Genomic DNA, 19,249 nt, shown 5'->3' with positions numbered 1-19,249 from the left:
TTGCATTGATGAAAAGGAGTAGCTAATGCCCTCTGTAAAAGCGAACCTGGGATGGTGGAAGCCAGGGTGCAGAGATTTAGTGAATGGCGTTTCGGAGCAACTTTTTCGAAAGTGGTTGCAAATTTTGCAGCAATTAGGGTGGAACCGCGGGTAACTCTCGTCCCTATGCTATAAACAGGCATAGAGACGGGGGTTTTTTGTTTTGATTCTATGTTTAAAGCTTAGAAACTTTGGAGGTGTAATAAGGAATGAATATTCAAAATATGATTCTCACTTTACAGAAGCATTGGTCTGAACAAGGCTGTATATTAATGCAGGCATATGATGTTGAAAAAGGAGCGGGAACGATGAGTCCGTATACTTTCCTTAGGGCGATAGGACCTGAACCTTGGAATGTGGCTTATGTCGAACCTTCTCGCCGGCCTGCAGATGGACGTTATGGGGAGAACCCTAATCGTTTATACCAACATCACCAGTTCCAAGTTATTATGAAGCCTTCTCCGGATAATATTCAAGAGATTTATTTAGATTCATTGAAAGCATTAGGAATTAATCCGCTTGAACATGATATTCGATTTGTCGAAGATAATTGGGAAAATCCTTCGCTTGGTTGTGCTGGTCTTGGTTGGGAAGTATGGCTAGACGGAATGGAGATTACTCAATTTACTTACTTTCAACAAGTTGGAGGACTTGAATGCAAACCAGTCTCCGTTGAAATTACATATGGAATTGAGCGTTTAGCCTCTTATATACAAGATAAAGAGAATGTATTTGATCTCGAGTGGACAGATGGGTTTACTGTGAGAGATATTTTTGGACAACCTGAGTTTGAACATTCAAAATATACGTTTGAAACTTCGGATCAAGAAATGCTCTTTAATCTATTTACGATTTATGAAAAAGAAGCGCATAAGCAAATGGAAGAAGGACTTGTTCATCCTGCTTATGATTATGTGTTAAAGTGCTCACATGTTTTTAATATTCTTGACGCAAGGGGTGCGATATCAGTGACGGAAAGGACAGGATATATTGGTCGCTGCCGTACACTTGCGAGAAAAGTGGCAAAAACTTTTTATGAAGAAAGAGAAAAGTTAGGGTTTCCAATTTTACAACGAAAGGAGGAGCTACGACATGAGTAATCGTGACTTATTGCTTGAAATTGGTTTAGAGGAAATGCCGGCAAGATTTATCGATGAATCGATTCACCAATTTGGACTAAAAGTAGAAAAATGGCTTTCAGAAAATAACATCTCTTATAACGGAATAAAGTTATTTACAACACCGAGAAGACTTGCTGTCCTTGTTGAGAGTGTGGCCGAAGGCCAAGAAGATAATCTTATAGAGGCAAAAGGTCCCGCGAAGAAAGTCGCGTTGACTCCAGATGGTTCATGGTCGAAAGCAGCGATTGGTTTTTCTCGTGGACAAGGACTAACCGTCGAGGATATTTATTTTAAAGAAATAAATGGAGTTGAATATGCCCATGTTAAAAAGTTTATAAAAGGGCAAGAAACGGTGTCTTTACTTCCACAGTTGAAAAATATTGTAATGGGTTTAACGTTTCCTAAAAACATGCGTTGGGCCAATGAAGAACTTCGCTATGTCCGCCCAATTAAATGGCTGATTGCGATGTTTGGTGAAGAAGTGGTTTCTTTTGAAATTACAGGAGTAGTGACTGGCAATGAAACGAAGGGTCATCGCTTCTTAGGAACGAATATAAAATTGAATTCACCTGCTAATTATGAGGAAAGTCTGTTCGAACAATTTGTCATAGCTGACGCGGATAAAAGGAAACAGGCTATTCGCAACCAACTTGAAAAGATCGAAGTAGAAAACAATTGGATTATTCCTATCGATGAAGACTTGCTTAACGAAGTCAATCATTTAGTTGAATATCCTACAGCTTTATTTGGACGCTTCGAAAAGGAATTTTTGGAAATTCCTCAAGAAGTATTAATTACATCAATGAAAGAGCATCAACGGTATTTTCCGGTTAAATCACAGGACGGCCAATTGCTACCTTATTTTGTCACGGTTCGAAATGGAGATCACCGACACATTGAACAGGTGGCTCGTGGGAATGAAAAAGTTTTGCGTGCAAGACTTGCTGATGCTGCATTTTTCTATAAAGAAGATCAGAAATTATCGATTGAAGCAGCATTAGAAAAACTGAAAACGATTGTGTACCATGAAGAGATAGGGACAATTTCGGATAAGGTTGCCCGGGTGCGAAAACTGGCCAACTTAGTAAGTGAGGCTCTTGACCTTGATGAAAAAACAACAATAGCGGTTGACCGTGCAGCAGAAATAGGCAAGTTTGATCTAGTTACACAAATGGTGTATGAATTCCCTGAATTACAAGGAGTAATGGGCGAAAAGTATGCTCTTCAAAAAGGAGAAACATTAGAAGTTGCCAAGGCGATTAGTGAACATTATATGCCAAGAAATGCTGAGGATGATACCGCACAGAGTGATGCAGGAGCCGTTGTAGCAATTGCAGAGAAGCTTGACACCATTTGTTCGTTCTTTGCGATTGGGACGATTCCAAGCGGATCACAGGACCCATATGCCTTAAGAAGACAAGCAACAGGTGTCGTTCAAACGTTAGTAAATAAGAACTGGGAAATCTCACTTGAACGATTAATTGGTCTAGCATTAAACCTTATTACAGAAGATAAAATAGCAAAACGGAGCGACGAAGAGATTTTTCATGATTTAGAACAGTTCTTTAGTTTAAGATTGAAGCATCTACTTCAGGAACAAGAAATTAGGTATGATTTAATTGATGCTGTTCTCGGAAGCGGGTTGAGAAGCGTTCCAAGCTTATTGGAAAAGGCAAATGTTTTACAGTCAAAAATAGAGGGTGAAGGTTTTAAAGAAACGATAGAAGCGCTTAGCCGAGTGTTAAATATTGCTACTAAAGCTGAAGAAATGGGAGATATCGATCGAGAACGATTTGAAAATGACCAAGAGGAAATGCTGTATCATTCTTATCTCGATGCAGCCAAACGTGAGGAAACAGGGTTAGCAGCTGTGGAATTTTACGATGTTCTTCACTCCTTAAAACCGTCTATTAATCAATATTTTGAGCATACGATGGTAATGGCCGATCGAAAGGAATTACGTGAGAATCGCTTAAATCAAATGGCCGGTCTTGCCACCTTGATTTTGAAATTCGCTAAGGTGAATGTTATTAATGTTAAATAATTATGAGGGAAAGTGCCTGTTTTTGTTGGCAGGTACTTTTCTAAAAAGTTACATAAAATAAATTTTGTTCTGATGATCAACATGTTCATAGTTGGGTGGTGAAAATGATCGAGCTAAATAAGCGACAGGAACAAATATTAAGTATTGTAAAAGAAAATGGACCGATAACAGGTGAACAGATCGCAGAAAGGCTAAATCTAACACGTGCTACGTTAAGGCCGGATTTAGCGATACTTACGATGTCTGGTTTTTTAGATGCAAGACCTCGAGTCGGGTATTTTTATACTGGAAAAACAGGCACACAGTTGTTGACAGACCATTTGAAAAATATCTTTGTTAAAGATTACCAGTCGATACCGATTGTTATCGTTGAAAATGTGTCAGTTTACGATGCGATCGTTACGATGTTTTTAGAAGATGTCGGGACTTTATTCGTTGCTGACAAAACGGGTTTCTTAGTCGGTGTTTTGTCACGAAAAGATTTGTTAAGGGCTAGTATCGGGAAACAGGAGTTAACACAAATTCCAGTGAATATTATCATGACACGGATGCCGAACATAACAGTATGTAAGAAAGAGGATCTACTAATTGATGCAGCAAAAAAGCTCATTGATAAACAGATTGATGCCTTGCCGATTATTAAAGAGACAGAAAATGGATTAGAAATTGTTGGAAGGTTGACAAAAACAAATATTACGAAGGCGTTTGTTGCTTTAGCTGAGGATGAATAGATGTAAATAGGGGGATGGTACATCAATGAGTAAAGAATCAATAATTTATGTAGTCTCAGACTCAGTAGGTGAGACGGCAGAACTTGTTACAAAGGCAGCGGTTAGTCAGTTTAAGGATTCTGAGATTATTCTTAAGCGGTTCCCATTTGTTGAGGATGTTTCAAATGTCGATGATGTTCTCGCGCTTGCGAAACAAGATGGCGGCATGATTGCTTATACTTTAGTGAAACCTGAAATAAGCAACTATATGAAACAGGCTGCTTTACGTGAAGGAGTCACTATTTGTGATATCCTTGGTCCATTAATGAGCCAAATTCAAAATCAATGCGGAGAATCACCTTTAAATGAACCTGGACTTGTTCATAAGTTAGATGAGGATTATTTTAAAAAAATCGAAGCGATTGAATTCGCAGTTAAATATGATGACGGGAGAGATCCCCGTGGGATATTAAAAGCCGATATCGTTTTAATAGGGGTTTCAAGAACATCCAAAACACCTTTATCTCAATTTTTAGCGCATAAAAGATATAAAGTCGCGAATGTTCCAATCGTTCCAGAGATTGATCCACCGGAGGAACTGTTTTTAGTTCCTAAAGAAAAATGTTTTGGTCTCAGAATAACACCGGAAAAGTTAAATGAAATTCGAAGAGAACGTTTGATTTCTCTAGGGTTAAACGAAAAAGCAATCTATGCAAATATTGAGCGGATTAAAGAAGAAATTGAGTTTTTCGACTCAATTATTGCTAAAATAGGCTGCCCGGTCATTGATGTTACCAACAAGGCTGTTGAGGAAAGTGCAAATGGAATCATGAACATATTGTTGAAAAAATCATTCAGTTAAGAGTGCCGTTTTGTTTTTTAAAAAGCACATGTGTAATGTGCTCTTCTTTTTTTGTTGTCACAACTAGTTTTTACGAAAAAAACAATAGCAAAAAAGCTTTTCTTATACTATAATAAAAAATTGTGATAAATTTATCCAACTTTAGGTTTAGACTTGGCTGTTTACGAATAAACTATTTATTGTTACTTGTCAAGTGAATACCAGTGGAAAAATTCGACAAAAACTGATTTTTAAAAAATCCTGACATTAAAGAAGGATTATGTGGAGTGATGTAGAATTACTAGTTATGAATTAAATTGTTTGACAGTTTTTGTCGATGCGGATTTCTTGTCCTGTCAAAAAGGATTAAGTTGCACTAGAACTTCGTTATCTTTCAGCAAAAGCGAGAAAGGCAGTTAATTACGGAGGGGGACCAAAAGTTTTCAGTGTTAAGGATCGTGAGAATTTTGTGAAGGAATTTTCGAGGGTTTTGTCGAAATCTCTTAAGAGAAAAGAAAAGCACCAGTAAATGGAGTAATGTTTATGGCAGAAAGAATTGCCGAGGAGAAGCTCGAAGAAATTAGACAAGGTGTGGAAATAACAGATGTCATAGGTGATTATGTACAGCTGAAAAAGCATGGTCGCAATTATTTCGGTCTCTGTCCTTTTCATGGTGAGAATACACCATCTTTTTCGGTATCACCGGATAAACAGATCTACCATTGCTTTGGATGTGGTGCAGGTGGAAATGTTTTTTCGTTTGTAATGGAAATTGATGGACTGACCTTTCAAGAGGCGGCCTTTAAACTCGCCGACCGTGCCAATGTACAACTAGAGTTAGAAGCCCCACTTTCTGTTAAAAAAAAGGCCATTCCTGAAAATCTTCGACAAATGGTCGAAGCGCATGAACTACTTAGGAAATTTTACCATCACTTGTTAGTAAATACAAATGAGGGTCAAGAAGCGCTTGAGTATTTAATCAACCGAGGTTTTACAAAACAATCAATTGAAAAATTTCAAATTGGTTATTCTCTACCAAGTTGGGAGTTTGCTACCAATCTTTTGCAAAAAAGAGGGTATGCAACGGAAGATATAGAAAAATCAGGTTTGATTATTAAGCGAGATCGAGACGGGACATTTTTTGATCGGTTTAGAAATCGAATTATGTTTCCTATCTATGACCATCAAGGGAATACAATTGCTTTTTCCGGGAGAGCTTTAGGGGATGATGAGCCCAAATATTTAAATAGTCCGGAAACGCCAATTTTCAATAAAAGTAAAATTTTATACAATTTTCATCAAGCAAGATCGATTATACGGAAACAACAACAAGTCGTTTTGTTTGAGGGATTTGCGGATGTAATTGCTGCAGATAGGGCAGGGATTGAAAACGGTGTTGCCACAATGGGAACATCGATTACACCTGAACATGTTTCTAGTATTAAAAAAAATGTCCAGTCAGTTACGATCTGTTATGATGGCGACAATGCTGGAATTGAAGCTGCCTATCGCGCAGCGTTAATGCTTGACGAAGCTGGTTGTACAGTGAAGGTTGCTGTTATTCCAGACGGCCTCGACCCTGATGATTATATACGAAACTCTGGTTCAGATAAGTTTAAAGAAGATGTCATCAGTTCTAGTTCAACGTTAACATCGTTCAAACTTCTATACTTACGAAGAGGAAAAAACCTTCTGAATGAAGGAGATCGCCTTCAATATATTGAAGAAGGCTTGGTTGAAATCAATCGTCTCACGAAGGCGGTTGAAAAAGATTTCTATTTAAGACAGTTAGCAAATGAATTTTCAATATCATTAGATGCTTTAAAGCAACAGTTGAATCAAAATTCACCTTTAAGCCCCAAAAAAGAAAAGAGTCAGCTAGAACAAGTTATTCGTCAACCGCAAATGGTGATGAGACAACAGGGCCTTAAACTTGCTTACTATGAAGCGGAAAGACGGCTAATTTCATATATGCTAAAGGATAATGAAATCGCCTATAAAGTACAGCATCTATTACAGGGAAAGGCGTTTAATATTGATGACCATCAAGCCATCATGACTTACTTGTTAGGATTTTATGAAGAAGGTCATGAACCAGATCTTAATAGGTTCTTAAATTACCTTGAAGATAATAAGCTAAAAAGGGTTGTAGCAGATATCGGGATGATGACGCTAAATGAAGAGCCTAGTGATCAAGAGTTAACAGATTATATTAAACAGGTGTTGAATCAATCAAAAATGTTAAAAATAAAGGATAAGCAAAAGGAACAACAAGAAGCAGAACGACAAAATGATTATAAACGTGCAGCCACTATCGCAATGGAAATTATTCAGTTGCGAAAGTCTTTATAAATTTAAAGCTTTGTGATTTTGGAAGGAGGGGGACATATGGCTGAAAAGTCGGCCCGTTCTAAAGAGGTTGAAACAGAAATAACATTAGAACAAGTTAAAAATCAGTTAACGGAACTGGGTAAAAAAACCGGTGTCCTTGCTTACGATGATATTGCTGAAAGATTGTCCAGTTATGAGTTAGATTCTGACCAAATGGATGAATTTTACGAATTTCTTGGGGATCAAGGCGTTGAACTCGTAGGTGTAAGTGAAGAGGATGAAGACCCTGGTGTTCAGGAACTTGCTAAACAAAGTAATGAGGGGTTTGATTTAAATGATCTTAGTGTCCCTCCTGGCGTTAAGATAAACGACCCTGTTAGAATGTATCTAAAAGAGATTGGTCGAGTCGACCTCCTGTCTGCAGAGGAAGAAATCAACCTTGCGACAAGAATTGAAGAAGGAGACGAGGAGGCAAAAAGACGTCTTGCTGAAGCCAATCTCCGCCTTGTAGTTAGTATTGCTAAACGCTATGTTGGACGTGGAATGCTGTTCTTGGATCTAATTCAAGAAGGAAATATGGGCTTGATTAAGGCAGTTGAAAAATTTGATTATCGCAAAGGATTCAAATTTAGTACTTATGCTACTTGGTGGATTCGCCAAGCGATTACAAGGGCGATTGCCGATCAGGCAAGAACGATTCGAATCCCAGTCCATATGGTAGAAACCATTAATAAATTAATTAGGGTTCAACGGCAATTGCTGCAAGATCTTGGTCGGGAGCCAACTCCAGAAGAAATTGCGGAAGATATGGATTTAACACCTGAAAAGGTACGTGAAATTCTTAAGATTGCCCAAGAGCCAGTTTCATTGGAAACCCCAATTGGTGAAGAAGATGATTCTCATCTAGGTGACTTTATTGAAGACCAAGACGCAACTTCACCTTCCGAGCATGCTGCTTATGAATTATTAAAAGAGCAGCTAGAAGATGTCCTTGATACGCTGACAGATCGGGAAGAAAATGTCTTGAGGCTCCGTTTCGGGTTAGACGATGGTCGGACACGAACACTTGAAGAGGTTGGAAAAGTGTTTGGTGTTACCCGTGAACGAATCCGTCAGATCGAAGCAAAGGCATTGCGAAAACTAAGACATCCGAGCCGTAGCAAGCGATTAAAAGACTTTCTTGAATAGGAAAAATGGGGGTAATTTGCTTATTGGGCAAGTTATTCCCTTTTTTCATTAACACTACTTACAGTTATTTTACTGAATTGTCGCTCACTTTGCAAATAGTCTTATTAAATTTTCCAGTAAAAGGTTGATAATAACTGTTTTTCTCTTTGTTATTATTCGTTTAATTTTTAAAATTTTGTCTAATTTGTGTATAAGTGTGACAAACTTTACTTTTCCCCTTTTCCTTGCTACATTTTTCAAGTAAAATAAAGTTGTTTGCATTAGTTATAAATATGTTATACATAAGGAGGGGTATGTGTGAACCGGAATCCAATTATTCCATTTGTACTAATCATGGTGTTTGGTATTGGCCTAATGTTTTTCCTTTCTTTTAAAGGCTTAGGGGATTCAAAACAAATTGCAAATGAAGCTGAAGGTGGGGAGAGCACCGAAGAGGTGGCAGAAGCTAGTCCTGAAGAGTTGTATCAACAGAGTTGTATCGGCTGTCATGGAGACCAATACCAAGGTGTTTCAGGTCCAGCATTGACAACTGTTGGGAGTGACTTCACGGTTGAAGAAATTGAGGATATTTTAGTAAATGGAACACCTAATGGAATGCCAGGTAACTTAGTTCCAGGAAATGAAGAAAAAATGGCTCAATGGTTAGCGGAAATGAAATAAAAGCGTTTGCTTTGTCCTTTGCATCTGCAAAGGACTTTTTTTAAAGTTAAGAATGCTAAGTCAGATATATGGTTAAATCTAGTTAAAATAAAGTTTAATCCAAGTACTGGGCACAAGGACCTTTGTGAGTTTTATCCAGTAAAGGTCTCTTATGAACAATTGGCCGAAAGGTTCTGTAGGCTTTTTGAGCGATAATGCTGGTAACGCGTTTTTTAATCCAAGTACTCGTATTAAAAACAGCAAATTTCGTTGATATATTGCTAGTACTCGTAATAAAACGATGTAAAATGAGGGGTTAATCCGAGTACTAGCAATAAAGTGAGGTCAGAAGGCCAATATAATCCCTGTACTAGCAATAAAAAACGGCCGAAAATCGCTTTAATCCAAGTACTAGCAATAAAACTTAGGTTATTTATGAATAATCCACCTTTTTAATCCGAGTACGGGGAATAAGGGCCATCATTTTATAACTAAACGAGTTATTAATCATAGAACGATGTAAAAAAACATTAAAGTGGTACATTTTTCCTGAAAAAAGTCATATATGAATATTTGGTCGATTTGAGCAATAACGCTTGTGACCGTATCAAAAATTGATAAATCCCTTTTAAGACGGAAAAAACGTTAATTTAACTACATTGGTAAAAGGATCGAGCAGTTCAATTTGCCAGGTTTATCTTAATATATATATGATAGGATTAATGACATTAGAATATAATTAGAGGTGAATGAATGAATACAGAGAGACTTTCCGATAGACTTGCTACAGTTGCAAGTTATGTTCCGCAAGGTTCAAAATTGGCGGATATTGGTTCCGACCATGCTTATTTGCCTTGCAATTTGGTGAGAAAAGACGTAGTAAGGTTTGCTATCGCGGGTGAAGTAGTAGAGGGGCCTTTTCAGTCGGCTTTGAAACAAGTCCAAGCTGAGGGTCTTACGGACCGTATCTCCGTGCGTAAAGGCGATGGATTGGAAGTCATTCAGCCAGGAGAAGTGGATTGTATTACGATTGCTGGTATGGGCGGTGCGTTAATAACAACCATCTTGGAAAGAGGAAAAGCAAAGCTCAATCAAGTAAAGACAATCGTTCTTCAGCCGAATATTGGAGCTGCTTCAATACGAAAGTGGATGATTGAGAACGGTTGGGAACTAATGGCAGAAACGATTTTAATGGAAGACGGAAAAATTTATGAAATTTTAGTTGGTGAAAAAGGGAAACCAATGAAACCATATAGCGAAAAGGTTGAAGCCGAAATTTTATTTGGTCCGTTTCTATTAAAAGATAGGAATGATGTTTTTCGGGAAAAATGGACTCTAGAAAAGCAAAATTGGCAACGGATATTATCTCAATTAGAAAAAGCTGAGCAAAATAAAGAAACAATCGAAAAGAAACAAGAGATTTCAAGGAAGATATTGTTAGTGGAGGAGGCACTTCAATGAAAAAAATAAATGGGTATGAAGTAATTCAGCTTTTTGAACAATTTTCTCCTAAAGCCTATGCAATGGAAGGGGATAAAATTGGCTTGCAGGTAGGTGCTTTAAATAAGCTGGTTAAAAAGGTAATGATTGCTCTTGATGTACTTGAAGATGTGGTAGATGAAGCAATTGAAAAAAAGATTGATTTAATCATCGCCCACCATCCGCCCATTTTTAGACCGTTAAAGCAGATTACTGAGGAAAATGCCTCTGGGAAATTAATAACAAAATTAATAAAGCATGATATTGCCGTATATGTAGCACATACAAATTTAGATGTTGCGAAAGGAGGAGTGAATGATCTCCTTGCAGAGGCAATTGGGTTGAAAAATACCGAGGTATTAGTACCCACTTATGAGGATAAGTTGAAGAAGCTGGTGGTTTACGTTCCGAATGAAGATGCGGATAAAGTAAGGGGAGCTTTAGGAAATGCTGGGGCAGGAGCGATTGGTGACTATAGTCATTGCTCATTTTCAACAAGTGGAACAGGCAGGTTCTTACCAGGGGAACATACGAATCCACACATCGGAGAACAGGGCCGTTTAGAAGCGGTGTCAGAAAGTAGAATTGAAACGATTTTTCCGCAAAGCCTTGAAAAAAAAATCGTAGCAGCTATGTTAAAGGCCCATCCATATGAGGAGGTTGCCTATGACTTATATCCTGTAGAAAACAAAGGAGAACAATTAGGGCTTGGTAGAATTGGCGTAATTGAGGAAATGAGCTTAAAGTCGTTTGCTGAACGGGTAAAAGTATCACTTGAAGTAAACAGTGTCCGCGTGGTGGGTAGGTTAGATGCAAGCGTAAAGAAGGTAGCTATCCTTGGTGGAGATGGAAATAAATATTTTTCACAAGCAAAATTCCGCGGCGCAGATGTATATATTACCGGGGACATCTATTATCATACAGCTCATGATGCGATGATGGCTGGATTAAATATGATTGATCCTGGTCACAATGTAGAAAAAGTGATGAAAGTAGGAGTAGCGAAGAAAATGGATCAAATGGCTGTTGAAAAAGGCTTTGAGGTTGAATTTATCGCCTCAGAATGCAATACAGATCCGTTTGTGTTTATTTAAAAATATGCTCAGTTATTATTCATTGTTGATTTTCTTGTAATATAGGCGGAGAATTTCCGCCTAATGTATATAGTGGAGGCTTATGGAGCGGAAATAAGCGGAGATATTCCGGTTAACTGCTCTAAATAAGCCGAAATTCAAAGGTTTTGATCATATAGACGGAAATACTCCCCTTATTTTTAAGGAAATATCGGTATTTCCCAGTTTAGGCGGAATTTATCCGTTTATTTTTCAATCATAGTAAAATCAACATTCAGTTATAACAGAGCCTAAAAATAAAGAGTGCTTCGAAAGCACTCTTTATCATTAAAAACTGCTTTATTCACCGGTTTTGTTTTTAACCGGTTGTTCTCTTTATTTTTGGGAGAATTTTGGACAAGGGGATTTTTTTCTCTCTCATCCATGTTGATTCATCATTCGGATCATATTGTTCCAGGAAAGAAATGACTTCTTTCGTAATCGGCGTAGGGGTGGAGGCACCAGCAGTTACTGCAACTGTTTTAGCTCCTTTTAGCCAATCTAGATTAAGTTCAGAAACATCGGCGATTCGATAGGCTTTAGTTGAAGCGATCTCTTCGGAAACTTGTGCTAGACGGTTAGAGTTATTACTTTTTGGGTCTCCAACGACAATTAATACATCTGCTTCTTTCGCTTGCTCCGCGACAGCCTCTTGCCTTACTTGTGTTGCCATACAAATTTCTCGATGGAATTCAACAGTAGGAAATTTTTCTTCTACCTTTTTCATGATATCAGCAACATCCCATTGACTCATAGTCGTTTGATTTGTGCAAATAAGCTTATCATAATTTAACTGTAGTGCTTCTACATCTTCTACAGTTTCAACGAGATGAACGAGCGTTGGCGCAACACCAACCGCGCCTTCTGGTTCGGGATGTCCCTTTTTCCCGATATATATAACTTGAAAACCCTCCCGTACTTTTTCGCTAATAAGCTCATGTGTACTCGTAACATCGGGGCAAGTGGCATCAATTGTCACTAGTCCCTTTTCTTTTGCTAGCTCACGTACTTCCGGTGAAATCCCGTGTGCAGTGAAAATAACCGTGCCTTTTTCGACTTTCTCTAAAATTTCTTTGCGATTATTCCCGTCTAGAGTAATGATCCCATCTTCTTCAAAAGCATCTGTGACATGCTTATTATGGACGATCATTCCTAAAATGTAGATGGGTCTCGGTAAACTTTTATCTAGAGCCGCGTTTCTGGCGATCACCATAGCATCGACAACACCGTAGCAATATCCACGCGGTGAAATTTTAATTACTCTCATTGAGTCATCCTCCTGCAGGTACCTCTTTTTCTATATGTCTATTATAGTAAACTTAAATATAGATTACAAAATACTTTATTTCCAGTAGGAGGTTTTCAAACGTTCTTAAATAAATAATTTCGGTGTTGATTCTCCTTTTATTCTTTTTGGTACTTGAGTTGATTCGCTACGTGGTTCTTCACTTTCGGTCGTTGACGATTCAGTCTCTATTCTCGAGGAGTGATTTTGTTTTGCTGCCGAAGTTTTAGTCTTCGCTTTTTCCTCATCATCATTATCTGTAGAATCTGGCATGTCTTTAAATCCTCGATAAAGTTTCCACATTGCCGGAAGGTTTTTTACTAATGGGCCGTACTGTTGAATCATCGGTCCTACTTGCTGGGCTGTTTTTAGAATTTGTTGAGTATTATTTAAAAAACCATTGATTGTCCCTGGGTTTGTCAGGGATTGTAATAAACCACCACTACCACTTGTTCTAGCGGCTGCATTTGCGGCTGCTCCACCAAAATTTTGCATTCCCATTCCGCTTCCTCTTCCGAAAAGTTTGGCGAGCAGTCCACCTCCTTGTCGTGCAGGCTGGCCCATTCCCATCATTGGGTTCATTTGAAATGGTGAGTGCCCCATAGAGCGCATCGGAGCCCCTCCACCAAAAAATCCTGGTCCTTGTCTCATAAACCCTTGACCCATTCCACGGAAGGGAGCACCTGGTCCTGGATGCATATGATAGCCTCCTTTCTAATTGTTCCTCTATGTAGAATATGCATTACGTTCAAATTGGTTTGGGAATAGGGAAGTAAAAAACAAAGATGTTATCAACGATAAAAAAAGGTTAGAATAAGGGATAAATGGAGATTTTTACGATTGTGGATTATAATAACAGATGGACTTCCGTTATATATGGCAATCTTAATCTCGATAGAGAAGTTAAAAGGAGCACTTTAATGACTATAACAAATTTTGAAGAATATGAATTTAAACCATTCATAGTTGAAGCGATAAGAAAACTTCGGTTTACAGAACCAACAGAAATCCAAAAGAGGCTAATCCCAATTATTCTTAAAGGGGAGAGTGCAATTGGCCAATCACAAACAGGAACGGGTAAAACACATGCCTATATCCTTCCAATCATTGAAAAGATAAAACCAGAATTGAATGAGGTACAAGCCGTAATAACAGCACCGACTAGGGAGCTAGCCAATCAAATTTACCATGAAGTACTTAAAATTGCGGAGGATGCATCTGATGCAGAAAAAATTACGGCACGATGCTTTATAGGCGGAACAGATAAACAACGACAGATTGAGAAATTAAAAACGCAACCTCACATTGTTATCGGTACACCAGGAAGAATTAACGATCTTGTGAAGGATCAGGCTCTTCACATCCATCGAGCGAAAATGCTTGTAGTGGATGAAGCGGATCTCATGCTTGATATGGGCTTTTTACATGATGTTGATCAATTCGCCGGACGAATGCCTGAAAAATTACAAATTCTCGTTTTTTCTGCGACCATACCAGAGAAGTTAAAACCATTTTTAAAGAAATATATGGAAAACCCTCTCTATGTACAAGTGAATCCGCGGAAGGTCACTGCAGAAAATATTGATCATCTCATTATGCCGACTAGACATAGAAATAAAGTGAGCCTTGTAAATGCTGCTTTACAAGCTTTTAATCCTTATTTAGCCATTGTATTTACAAATACAAAGAAAAAAGCAGATGAAGTGGCCGACGGTCTCATTGCTCAAGGGGTAAAAGTCGGAAGAATTCATGGGGATTTAAGCCCACGAGAACGTAAAAGAATGATGAAGCAAATTCAGGATTTAGAATATCGGTATATCGTTGCGACTGATTTGGCCGCACGCGGGATAGATATTGAGGGTGTTAGTCATGTGATTAATTACGAGCTCCCATCCGATTTGGATTTTTATATCCATAGAGTGGGGAGAACCGCTCGGGCGAATCTCTCAGGAACGGCCCTTACGATTTACGAGTCTTCAGACGAGGATGCACTTAACAAATTAGAAAAGTTAGGTGTGAATTTTAAACATATAGATGTAAAAAATGCTGAAGTAGTAGAAATTAATGATCGGAATAAGCGCAAGAAACGTCAAAAACAGGAAGATGAGACTGAATTAAAGGCTAAGTCAATGGTTAAAAAACCACAGAAGGTGAAGCCGGGATATAAGAAAAAAATGCAGGCTGATATAGATAAAATTAAAAAGAGAGCAAAAAGGATAGAGAGACGAAAGAAGTAGACTAAAGGGGGAAAATGTGAAATGTTGAAACTCGGTTCACATGTTTCAATGAGCGGGAAAAAAATGTTATTAGCTGCAAGTGAGGAGGCGATCTCATACGGCGCTAACACATTTATGATTTATACTGGAGCACCTCAAAACACGAGAAGGAAAAAAATTGAGGATTTAAACATCGAAGCAGGCAGAATGCATATGAAGGAAAATGGGATAGAGGACTTTGTTGTCCACGCACCGTATATTATCAATATTGGAAATACAACGAATTCTGATACGTTTGAGTTAGGGGTTCGCTTTCTTCGCAGTGAAATCGAACGGACAGAGGCAATAGGAGCAAAACAAATCGTTCTTCATCCTGGGGCACATGTTGGTGCAGGGACGGAGGCTGGCATTAAGAAAATTATTGAAGGCCTAAACGAAGTACTAACCGGGAATGAAAATCTCCAAATTGCCCTTGAAACGATGGCTGGAAAAGGATCAGAATGCGGGAGATCATTTGAAGAATTAGCGATGATTTTTGATGGTGTAGTCCATAATGAACGATTATCTGTATGCTTTGATACATGCCATACACATGATGCCGGATACCCGATTGTCGAAGATTTTGATGGTGTTTTGAATGACTTTGATAAGATTATCGGTCTCGATCGTATGAAAGTCCTTCACATAAATGATAGTAAAAATGCTGTTGGTATGCGAAAAGATCGTCATGAAAATATTGGATTTGGTCATATAGGGTTTGCTGCATTAAATTATATTGTTCATCATCCACAATTAATGGAAATTCCAAAAATTTTAGAGACACCATTTGTTGGAGAAGATAAGAAGAATAAAAAACCTCCATATCAATTTGAGATTGAAATGTTAAAAAAGAAAACGTTCAACGAAGACTTGCACGAAGTTATTTTACAGGCGTAAATGATAAATGGGAAAAAGCTGTATGAGCTTTTTCCCTTCGTTTTTACTTATCTTTTGTTAAAAGGTTAAATAATTTATTTACTTCCTTGGCTGTTTCGGGGCCAGCAATCTTCGCAATTTCTTTAATTAATACAACACGTTCCTGATCATCGAAAATGTTTACTTTTTTACTTCTTAAGTATTTAGCAATTTTATTCGCATGTTCTTTCGTAATTTCAATTTTAAAAGGTTCGGCATATTTTAACAGATCTTCCCCAGTTATCGTGCTAACCTTATGATTGACGATGTTTTCAAAAATTTTCACTTTGATCACCTCTTTTTAACGTATGTTGATGTCTAGGCAATTGTGACATAAAAACATAATTTTACTTTTAAATAACAAATTCCCGATGATAAAAGTTCATTTATTTACATTTTCGTCCTTATGAGGTATACTACGTTAGTAAATCGTAATGATTCTTATTATTTAGTGTAGGTGGTTTAGGTGAAAAGGGATGACCCAATAATTGAGATAAAAAATTTGTCTTATCGTTATGATCGGGAGAATGTGTTAGAAAATATAACGCTCACGATTAAAAAAGGAGCTTTTCTTGGAATTGTTGGTCCAAACGGTTCTGGGAAGTCAACGTTGTTAAAGCTAATCCTTGGATTAATTAGACCTCAACAAGGAGACATAAAACTATTCGGACAAGAGATAAAACATTTTAAAGAAAAGGAGAAAATTGGCTTCGTCTCTCAAAAAGCAAACTCCTTTAATAGTGGCTTCCCTGCAACAGTATATGAAGTGGTTGCAAGTGGGTTGACAAAAAAATTAGGATTATTTCATTTTCCAAAAAAAGCAGATGTAAAAAAGTACAAGAAGCGATTAAGGCTGTGGGGATGGAGAAATTTACCGATAGGAATATTGGTGAACTTTCCGGAGGGCAGCAGCAACGCATTTTCATTGCTCGGGCACTTGTCAGTGAACCTCAACTCATTATTTTAGATGAACCAACTGTAGGTGTTGATGCCGAGAATGTTCAATCTTTCTATGAGATGCTAGCCGATTTAAATAAGGCAGGAATTACGTTATTAATGGTTACCCATGATATTGGAGCCATTTCTGATAAAGTCACAAATGTTGCCTGTTTGAACAAAGTGTTATTTTTTCATGGAAGTTCACAAGAATTTGAAGAACAAAAAATAAATGAGGTTTCTCATATATACGGTCATGATGTCCACCTCTTAACGCATCACCATCATGAGGAGGCACATACATGATTTCGGGAATCTTTCAGTATGAATTTTTACAAAATGCATTTTTAGCAGGAATTATTATCGGAATTATTGCCCCATTGTTAGGAGTGTTTATTGTCGTCCGCAGGCTTTCGTTAATCGCTGATGCATTAAGCCATGTGACTCTTGCAGGGATTGCCGCAAGTTTATTTCTCGGTAAGTACTCCGTTTTCTTTCAAGGATTAAATCCTCTTTATATGGGTATGACATTTTCTGTCGGTGGGGCTTTGCTTATTGAGAAACTTCGAACAGTCTATAAACATTATCAAGAACTGGCCATTCCAATTATTCTCTCAGGTGGAATTGGAATTGGAGCTATTTTTATCTCGCTAGCAGATGGATTTAATACAGATTTGTTTGGATACTTATTTGGCAGTGTGAGCGCCGTGAGCAGGGTGGATTTATGGACGATTATGCTTATAAGTATTTTTGTGATTGTAACGATATTTGTCATTTACAAAGAGCTTTTCATCCTGTCTTTTGATGAGGAACATGCAAAGGCTACTGGGATTGCAGCGAAGTCAATTCATTTTATTTTTATCATAATGGTTGCTCTTGTGATTGCTGCATCAATGAGGATTGTTGGTATTTTGCTTGTTTCCTCTTTAATGACTTTACCGGTTGCTGCAAGCATTAGAATTGCTAGAGGATTTAAGCAAACCATTCTCCTATCGGTTATTTTTGGTGAGACATCTGTCCTTGGCGGGCTTTTTCTGTCCTATTATTTGGATTTAGCACCAGGTGGTACCATTGTTGTCATTGCTGTGATTATTCTGATTATAACAGTGTTGGTGAAAAAGTGGTCTTCGAAACGAGCGATTTTAACGGGGTGAACAAAATGAATGTTAATGAAGCGATGATTCTCCTAAAAGATCATGGTTATAAGCATACTGGAAAACGGGAAGATATGCTCAAGCTATTCTCTGACAGTGATAAGTATCTTACTGCAAGGGATGTGCTTGAGAAAATGAAAACTGATTATCCAGGTCTAAGTTTTGATACGATCTACCGAAATTTATCAATCTTTGTTGAATTGAAAATATTGGAAATGACTGAGCTATTTGGGGAAAAGCATTTTCGTTTTGCATGTTCCCATAAAACACATCATCATCATTTTATTTGCTTAGATTGTGGGAAGACGAAAGAAATTGAAACTTGTCCAATGAGTATAGTCAATGTAAATTTGCAGGGGTATGATGTTTCTGGACATAAATTTGAAATTTATGGAAAGTGCCCAGCGTGCGTTCATTAAGAACGATCATCGATAAAGTGAATTTCAGTTAAAGCAGGATAAAGGATAAATCCAATTAGTCGTTTTAATTATTAGACCAAATCGGTTAAGATTTGGTCTTTTGCCATTGTTTGTTTCAAATCCTTACGCCATTTCCCCCCATTTATTGACCCATTCAGTTGCTTCATACCAATTATTAACACGGACTACCCCTTCTGGGACGGGATCTTGATTATATGGTGTATTAAAGAGAAGAACAGGGATTCCACATTCTTCATGAATACTAACGGCATTGTCATGCTTGTCTTCAAAAAAAAGATCGACCTTGTATTTTTTGGCAGCAGCAATTTTATTATGGCTACCAATCAGCTCAATATGGTTATAGTCCAATTCATATTTATCGAACCATGTCCTTGTAATTTCAAGTAGATGTTCGCCTCTTGCGCTAATAAAAAAAAGCTCATGATTACGTGCCCAACGACTTAGAACTTCTTTCGCTCCTTTAGCAAGCGGTGATTTAGAGTAAATAGTTGGTTCATTCTTCTTAAACCATTCAGCAAACTCCTGCCTTGTTACAGAAACTAAAGGCATTAAATCGTATTGTTTCATATCTTCGAGTGTGATGTTAAGCCCGAAGGCTTCATTTAAAAAGGGAACCATTGAGGACGGGCAAGTGACGGTACCGTCGATATCAATGCCAAAACGCTTTTTCATTCTTTGTTTGACTCCTCTGCTAAAATTAATTCTTCTGTCCCTTATCATACCTTTTTATAAAGAAATTGCAATGTAATCACATATAATC

At 37.8% G+C, this 19,249-nt stretch carries 17 protein-coding genes and 2 pseudogenes; 15 read left to right on the top strand and 4 right to left on the bottom strand.

Annotated features, from left to right (window positions below):
* Positions 1–248 precede the first annotated feature (248 nt).
* From glyQ to GNT69_RS08440, 10 genes and pseudogenes are all read left to right on the top strand, one after another.
* On the top strand, positions 249–1,139 hold the full coding sequence (gene glyQ, locus GNT69_RS08485; protein WP_203554517.1) for a glycine--tRNA ligase subunit alpha: 891 nt from the start codon (positions 249–251) through the stop codon (positions 1,137–1,139).
* Positions 1,132–3,204, top strand: coding sequence for a glycine--tRNA ligase subunit beta (gene glyS, locus GNT69_RS08480; protein WP_203554516.1), 2,073 nt, complete (start codon positions 1,132–1,134; stop codon positions 3,202–3,204). The genes glyQ and glyS overlap by 8 nt, the downstream gene beginning before the upstream one ends.
* A gap of 98 nt (positions 3,205–3,302) precedes the next feature.
* Positions 3,303–3,935, top strand: coding sequence for a transcriptional regulator CcpN (gene ccpN, locus GNT69_RS08475; RefSeq protein WP_203554515.1), 633 nt, complete (start codon positions 3,303–3,305; stop codon positions 3,933–3,935).
* A 25-nt stretch (positions 3,936–3,960) separates the two neighbouring features.
* Positions 3,961–4,776, top strand: a complete 816-nt coding sequence (locus GNT69_RS08470) for a pyruvate, water dikinase regulatory protein (RefSeq protein ID WP_203554514.1) — start codon at positions 3,961–3,963, stop codon at positions 4,774–4,776.
* Positions 4,777–5,140: 364 nt separating this feature from the next.
* A pseudogene (locus GNT69_RS26170) lies at positions 5,141–5,284 on the top strand (hypothetical protein); the annotation flags it as partial.
* 14 nt (positions 5,285–5,298) lie between these two features.
* Positions 5,299–7,107: a DNA primase gene (gene dnaG, locus GNT69_RS08460; protein ID WP_203554513.1), complete on the top strand. Its 1,809-nt coding sequence runs from the start codon at positions 5,299–5,301 to the stop codon at positions 7,105–7,107.
* Between the two features lie 36 nt (positions 7,108–7,143).
* Positions 7,144–8,274 (top strand): RNA polymerase sigma factor RpoD, encoded by a 1,131-nt coding sequence (rpoD, locus tag GNT69_RS08455; protein WP_203554512.1) that lies wholly within the window; start codon positions 7,144–7,146, stop codon positions 8,272–8,274.
* Between the two features lie 297 nt (positions 8,275–8,571).
* Entirely contained in the window at positions 8,572–8,934 is a 363-nt protein-coding gene (cccA, locus tag GNT69_RS08450; protein ID WP_203554511.1) for a cytochrome c550, read from the top strand.
* 732 nt (positions 8,935–9,666) lie between these two features.
* Positions 9,667–10,374, top strand: a complete 708-nt coding sequence (locus tag GNT69_RS08445; protein ID WP_203554510.1) for a tRNA (adenine(22)-N(1))-methyltransferase — start codon at positions 9,667–9,669, stop codon at positions 10,372–10,374.
* Positions 10,371–11,486: a Nif3-like dinuclear metal center hexameric protein gene (locus GNT69_RS08440; RefSeq protein WP_203554509.1), complete on the top strand. Its 1,116-nt coding sequence runs from the start codon at positions 10,371–10,373 to the stop codon at positions 11,484–11,486. Before GNT69_RS08445 ends, GNT69_RS08440 begins: the two co-directional genes overlap by 4 nt.
* Before the next feature lie 337 nt (positions 11,487–11,823).
* Here the strand turns inward: GNT69_RS08440 and GNT69_RS08435 are convergent, their stop codons facing one another.
* Positions 11,824–12,771: a 4-hydroxy-3-methylbut-2-enyl diphosphate reductase gene (locus tag GNT69_RS08435; protein WP_203554508.1), complete on the bottom strand. Its 948-nt coding sequence runs from the start codon at positions 12,769–12,771 to the stop codon at positions 11,824–11,826.
* Between the two features lie 105 nt (positions 12,772–12,876).
* On the bottom strand, positions 12,877–13,488 hold the full coding sequence (locus GNT69_RS08430; protein WP_239094102.1) for a YqfQ family protein: 612 nt from the start codon (positions 13,486–13,488) through the stop codon (positions 12,877–12,879).
* 221 nt (positions 13,489–13,709) lie between these two features.
* Between GNT69_RS08430 and GNT69_RS08425 the strand changes: the two genes are divergently transcribed.
* Complete coding sequence (locus tag GNT69_RS08425; protein ID WP_203554507.1) at positions 13,710–15,026, top strand: DEAD/DEAH box helicase; 1,317 nt, start codon at positions 13,710–13,712, stop codon at positions 15,024–15,026.
* Between the two features lie 21 nt (positions 15,027–15,047).
* Positions 15,048–15,941: a deoxyribonuclease IV gene (locus GNT69_RS08420; protein ID WP_203554506.1), complete on the top strand. Its 894-nt coding sequence runs from the start codon at positions 15,048–15,050 to the stop codon at positions 15,939–15,941.
* A 43-nt stretch (positions 15,942–15,984) separates the two neighbouring features.
* Here GNT69_RS08420 and GNT69_RS08415 read toward each other — a convergent pair whose 3' ends face one another.
* The gene (locus GNT69_RS08415) at positions 15,985–16,245 is read right to left on the bottom strand and encodes a DUF2624 family protein (RefSeq protein ID WP_203554505.1); all 261 of its coding nucleotides are present in this window, start codon (positions 16,243–16,245) and stop codon (positions 15,985–15,987) included.
* Positions 16,246–16,425: 180 nt separating this feature from the next.
* Between GNT69_RS08415 and GNT69_RS08410 the strand changes: the two are divergent.
* The 3 genes and pseudogenes from GNT69_RS08410 (at position 16,426) to zur (ending at position 18,468) form a co-directional block, all read left to right on the top strand.
* A pseudogene (locus tag GNT69_RS08410) lies at positions 16,426–17,201 on the top strand (metal ABC transporter ATP-binding protein).
* The gene (locus GNT69_RS08405; RefSeq protein ID WP_203554504.1) at positions 17,198–18,049 is read left to right on the top strand and encodes a metal ABC transporter permease; all 852 of its coding nucleotides are present in this window, start codon (positions 17,198–17,200) and stop codon (positions 18,047–18,049) included. The pseudogene GNT69_RS08410 and the gene GNT69_RS08405 overlap by 4 nt, the downstream one beginning before the upstream one ends.
* Before the next feature lie 5 nt (positions 18,050–18,054).
* Positions 18,055–18,468, top strand: a complete 414-nt coding sequence (gene zur, locus GNT69_RS08400; protein WP_203554503.1) for a zinc uptake transcriptional repressor Zur — start codon at positions 18,055–18,057, stop codon at positions 18,466–18,468.
* A 123-nt stretch (positions 18,469–18,591) separates the two neighbouring features.
* Here the strand turns inward: zur and GNT69_RS08395 are convergent, their stop codons facing one another.
* Entirely contained in the window at positions 18,592–19,161 is a 570-nt protein-coding gene (locus GNT69_RS08395; protein WP_203554502.1) for a hypothetical protein, read from the bottom strand.
* Positions 19,162–19,249 lie beyond the last annotated feature (88 nt).

This window comes from Bacillus sp. B15-48, from assembly GCF_016879755.1.
In the GTDB taxonomy this organism is placed as follows: Bacteria; Bacillota; Bacilli; order Bacillales; family Cytobacillaceae; genus Mesobacillus_B.
This window is presented reverse-complemented; position numbering and strand designations above follow the sequence as displayed.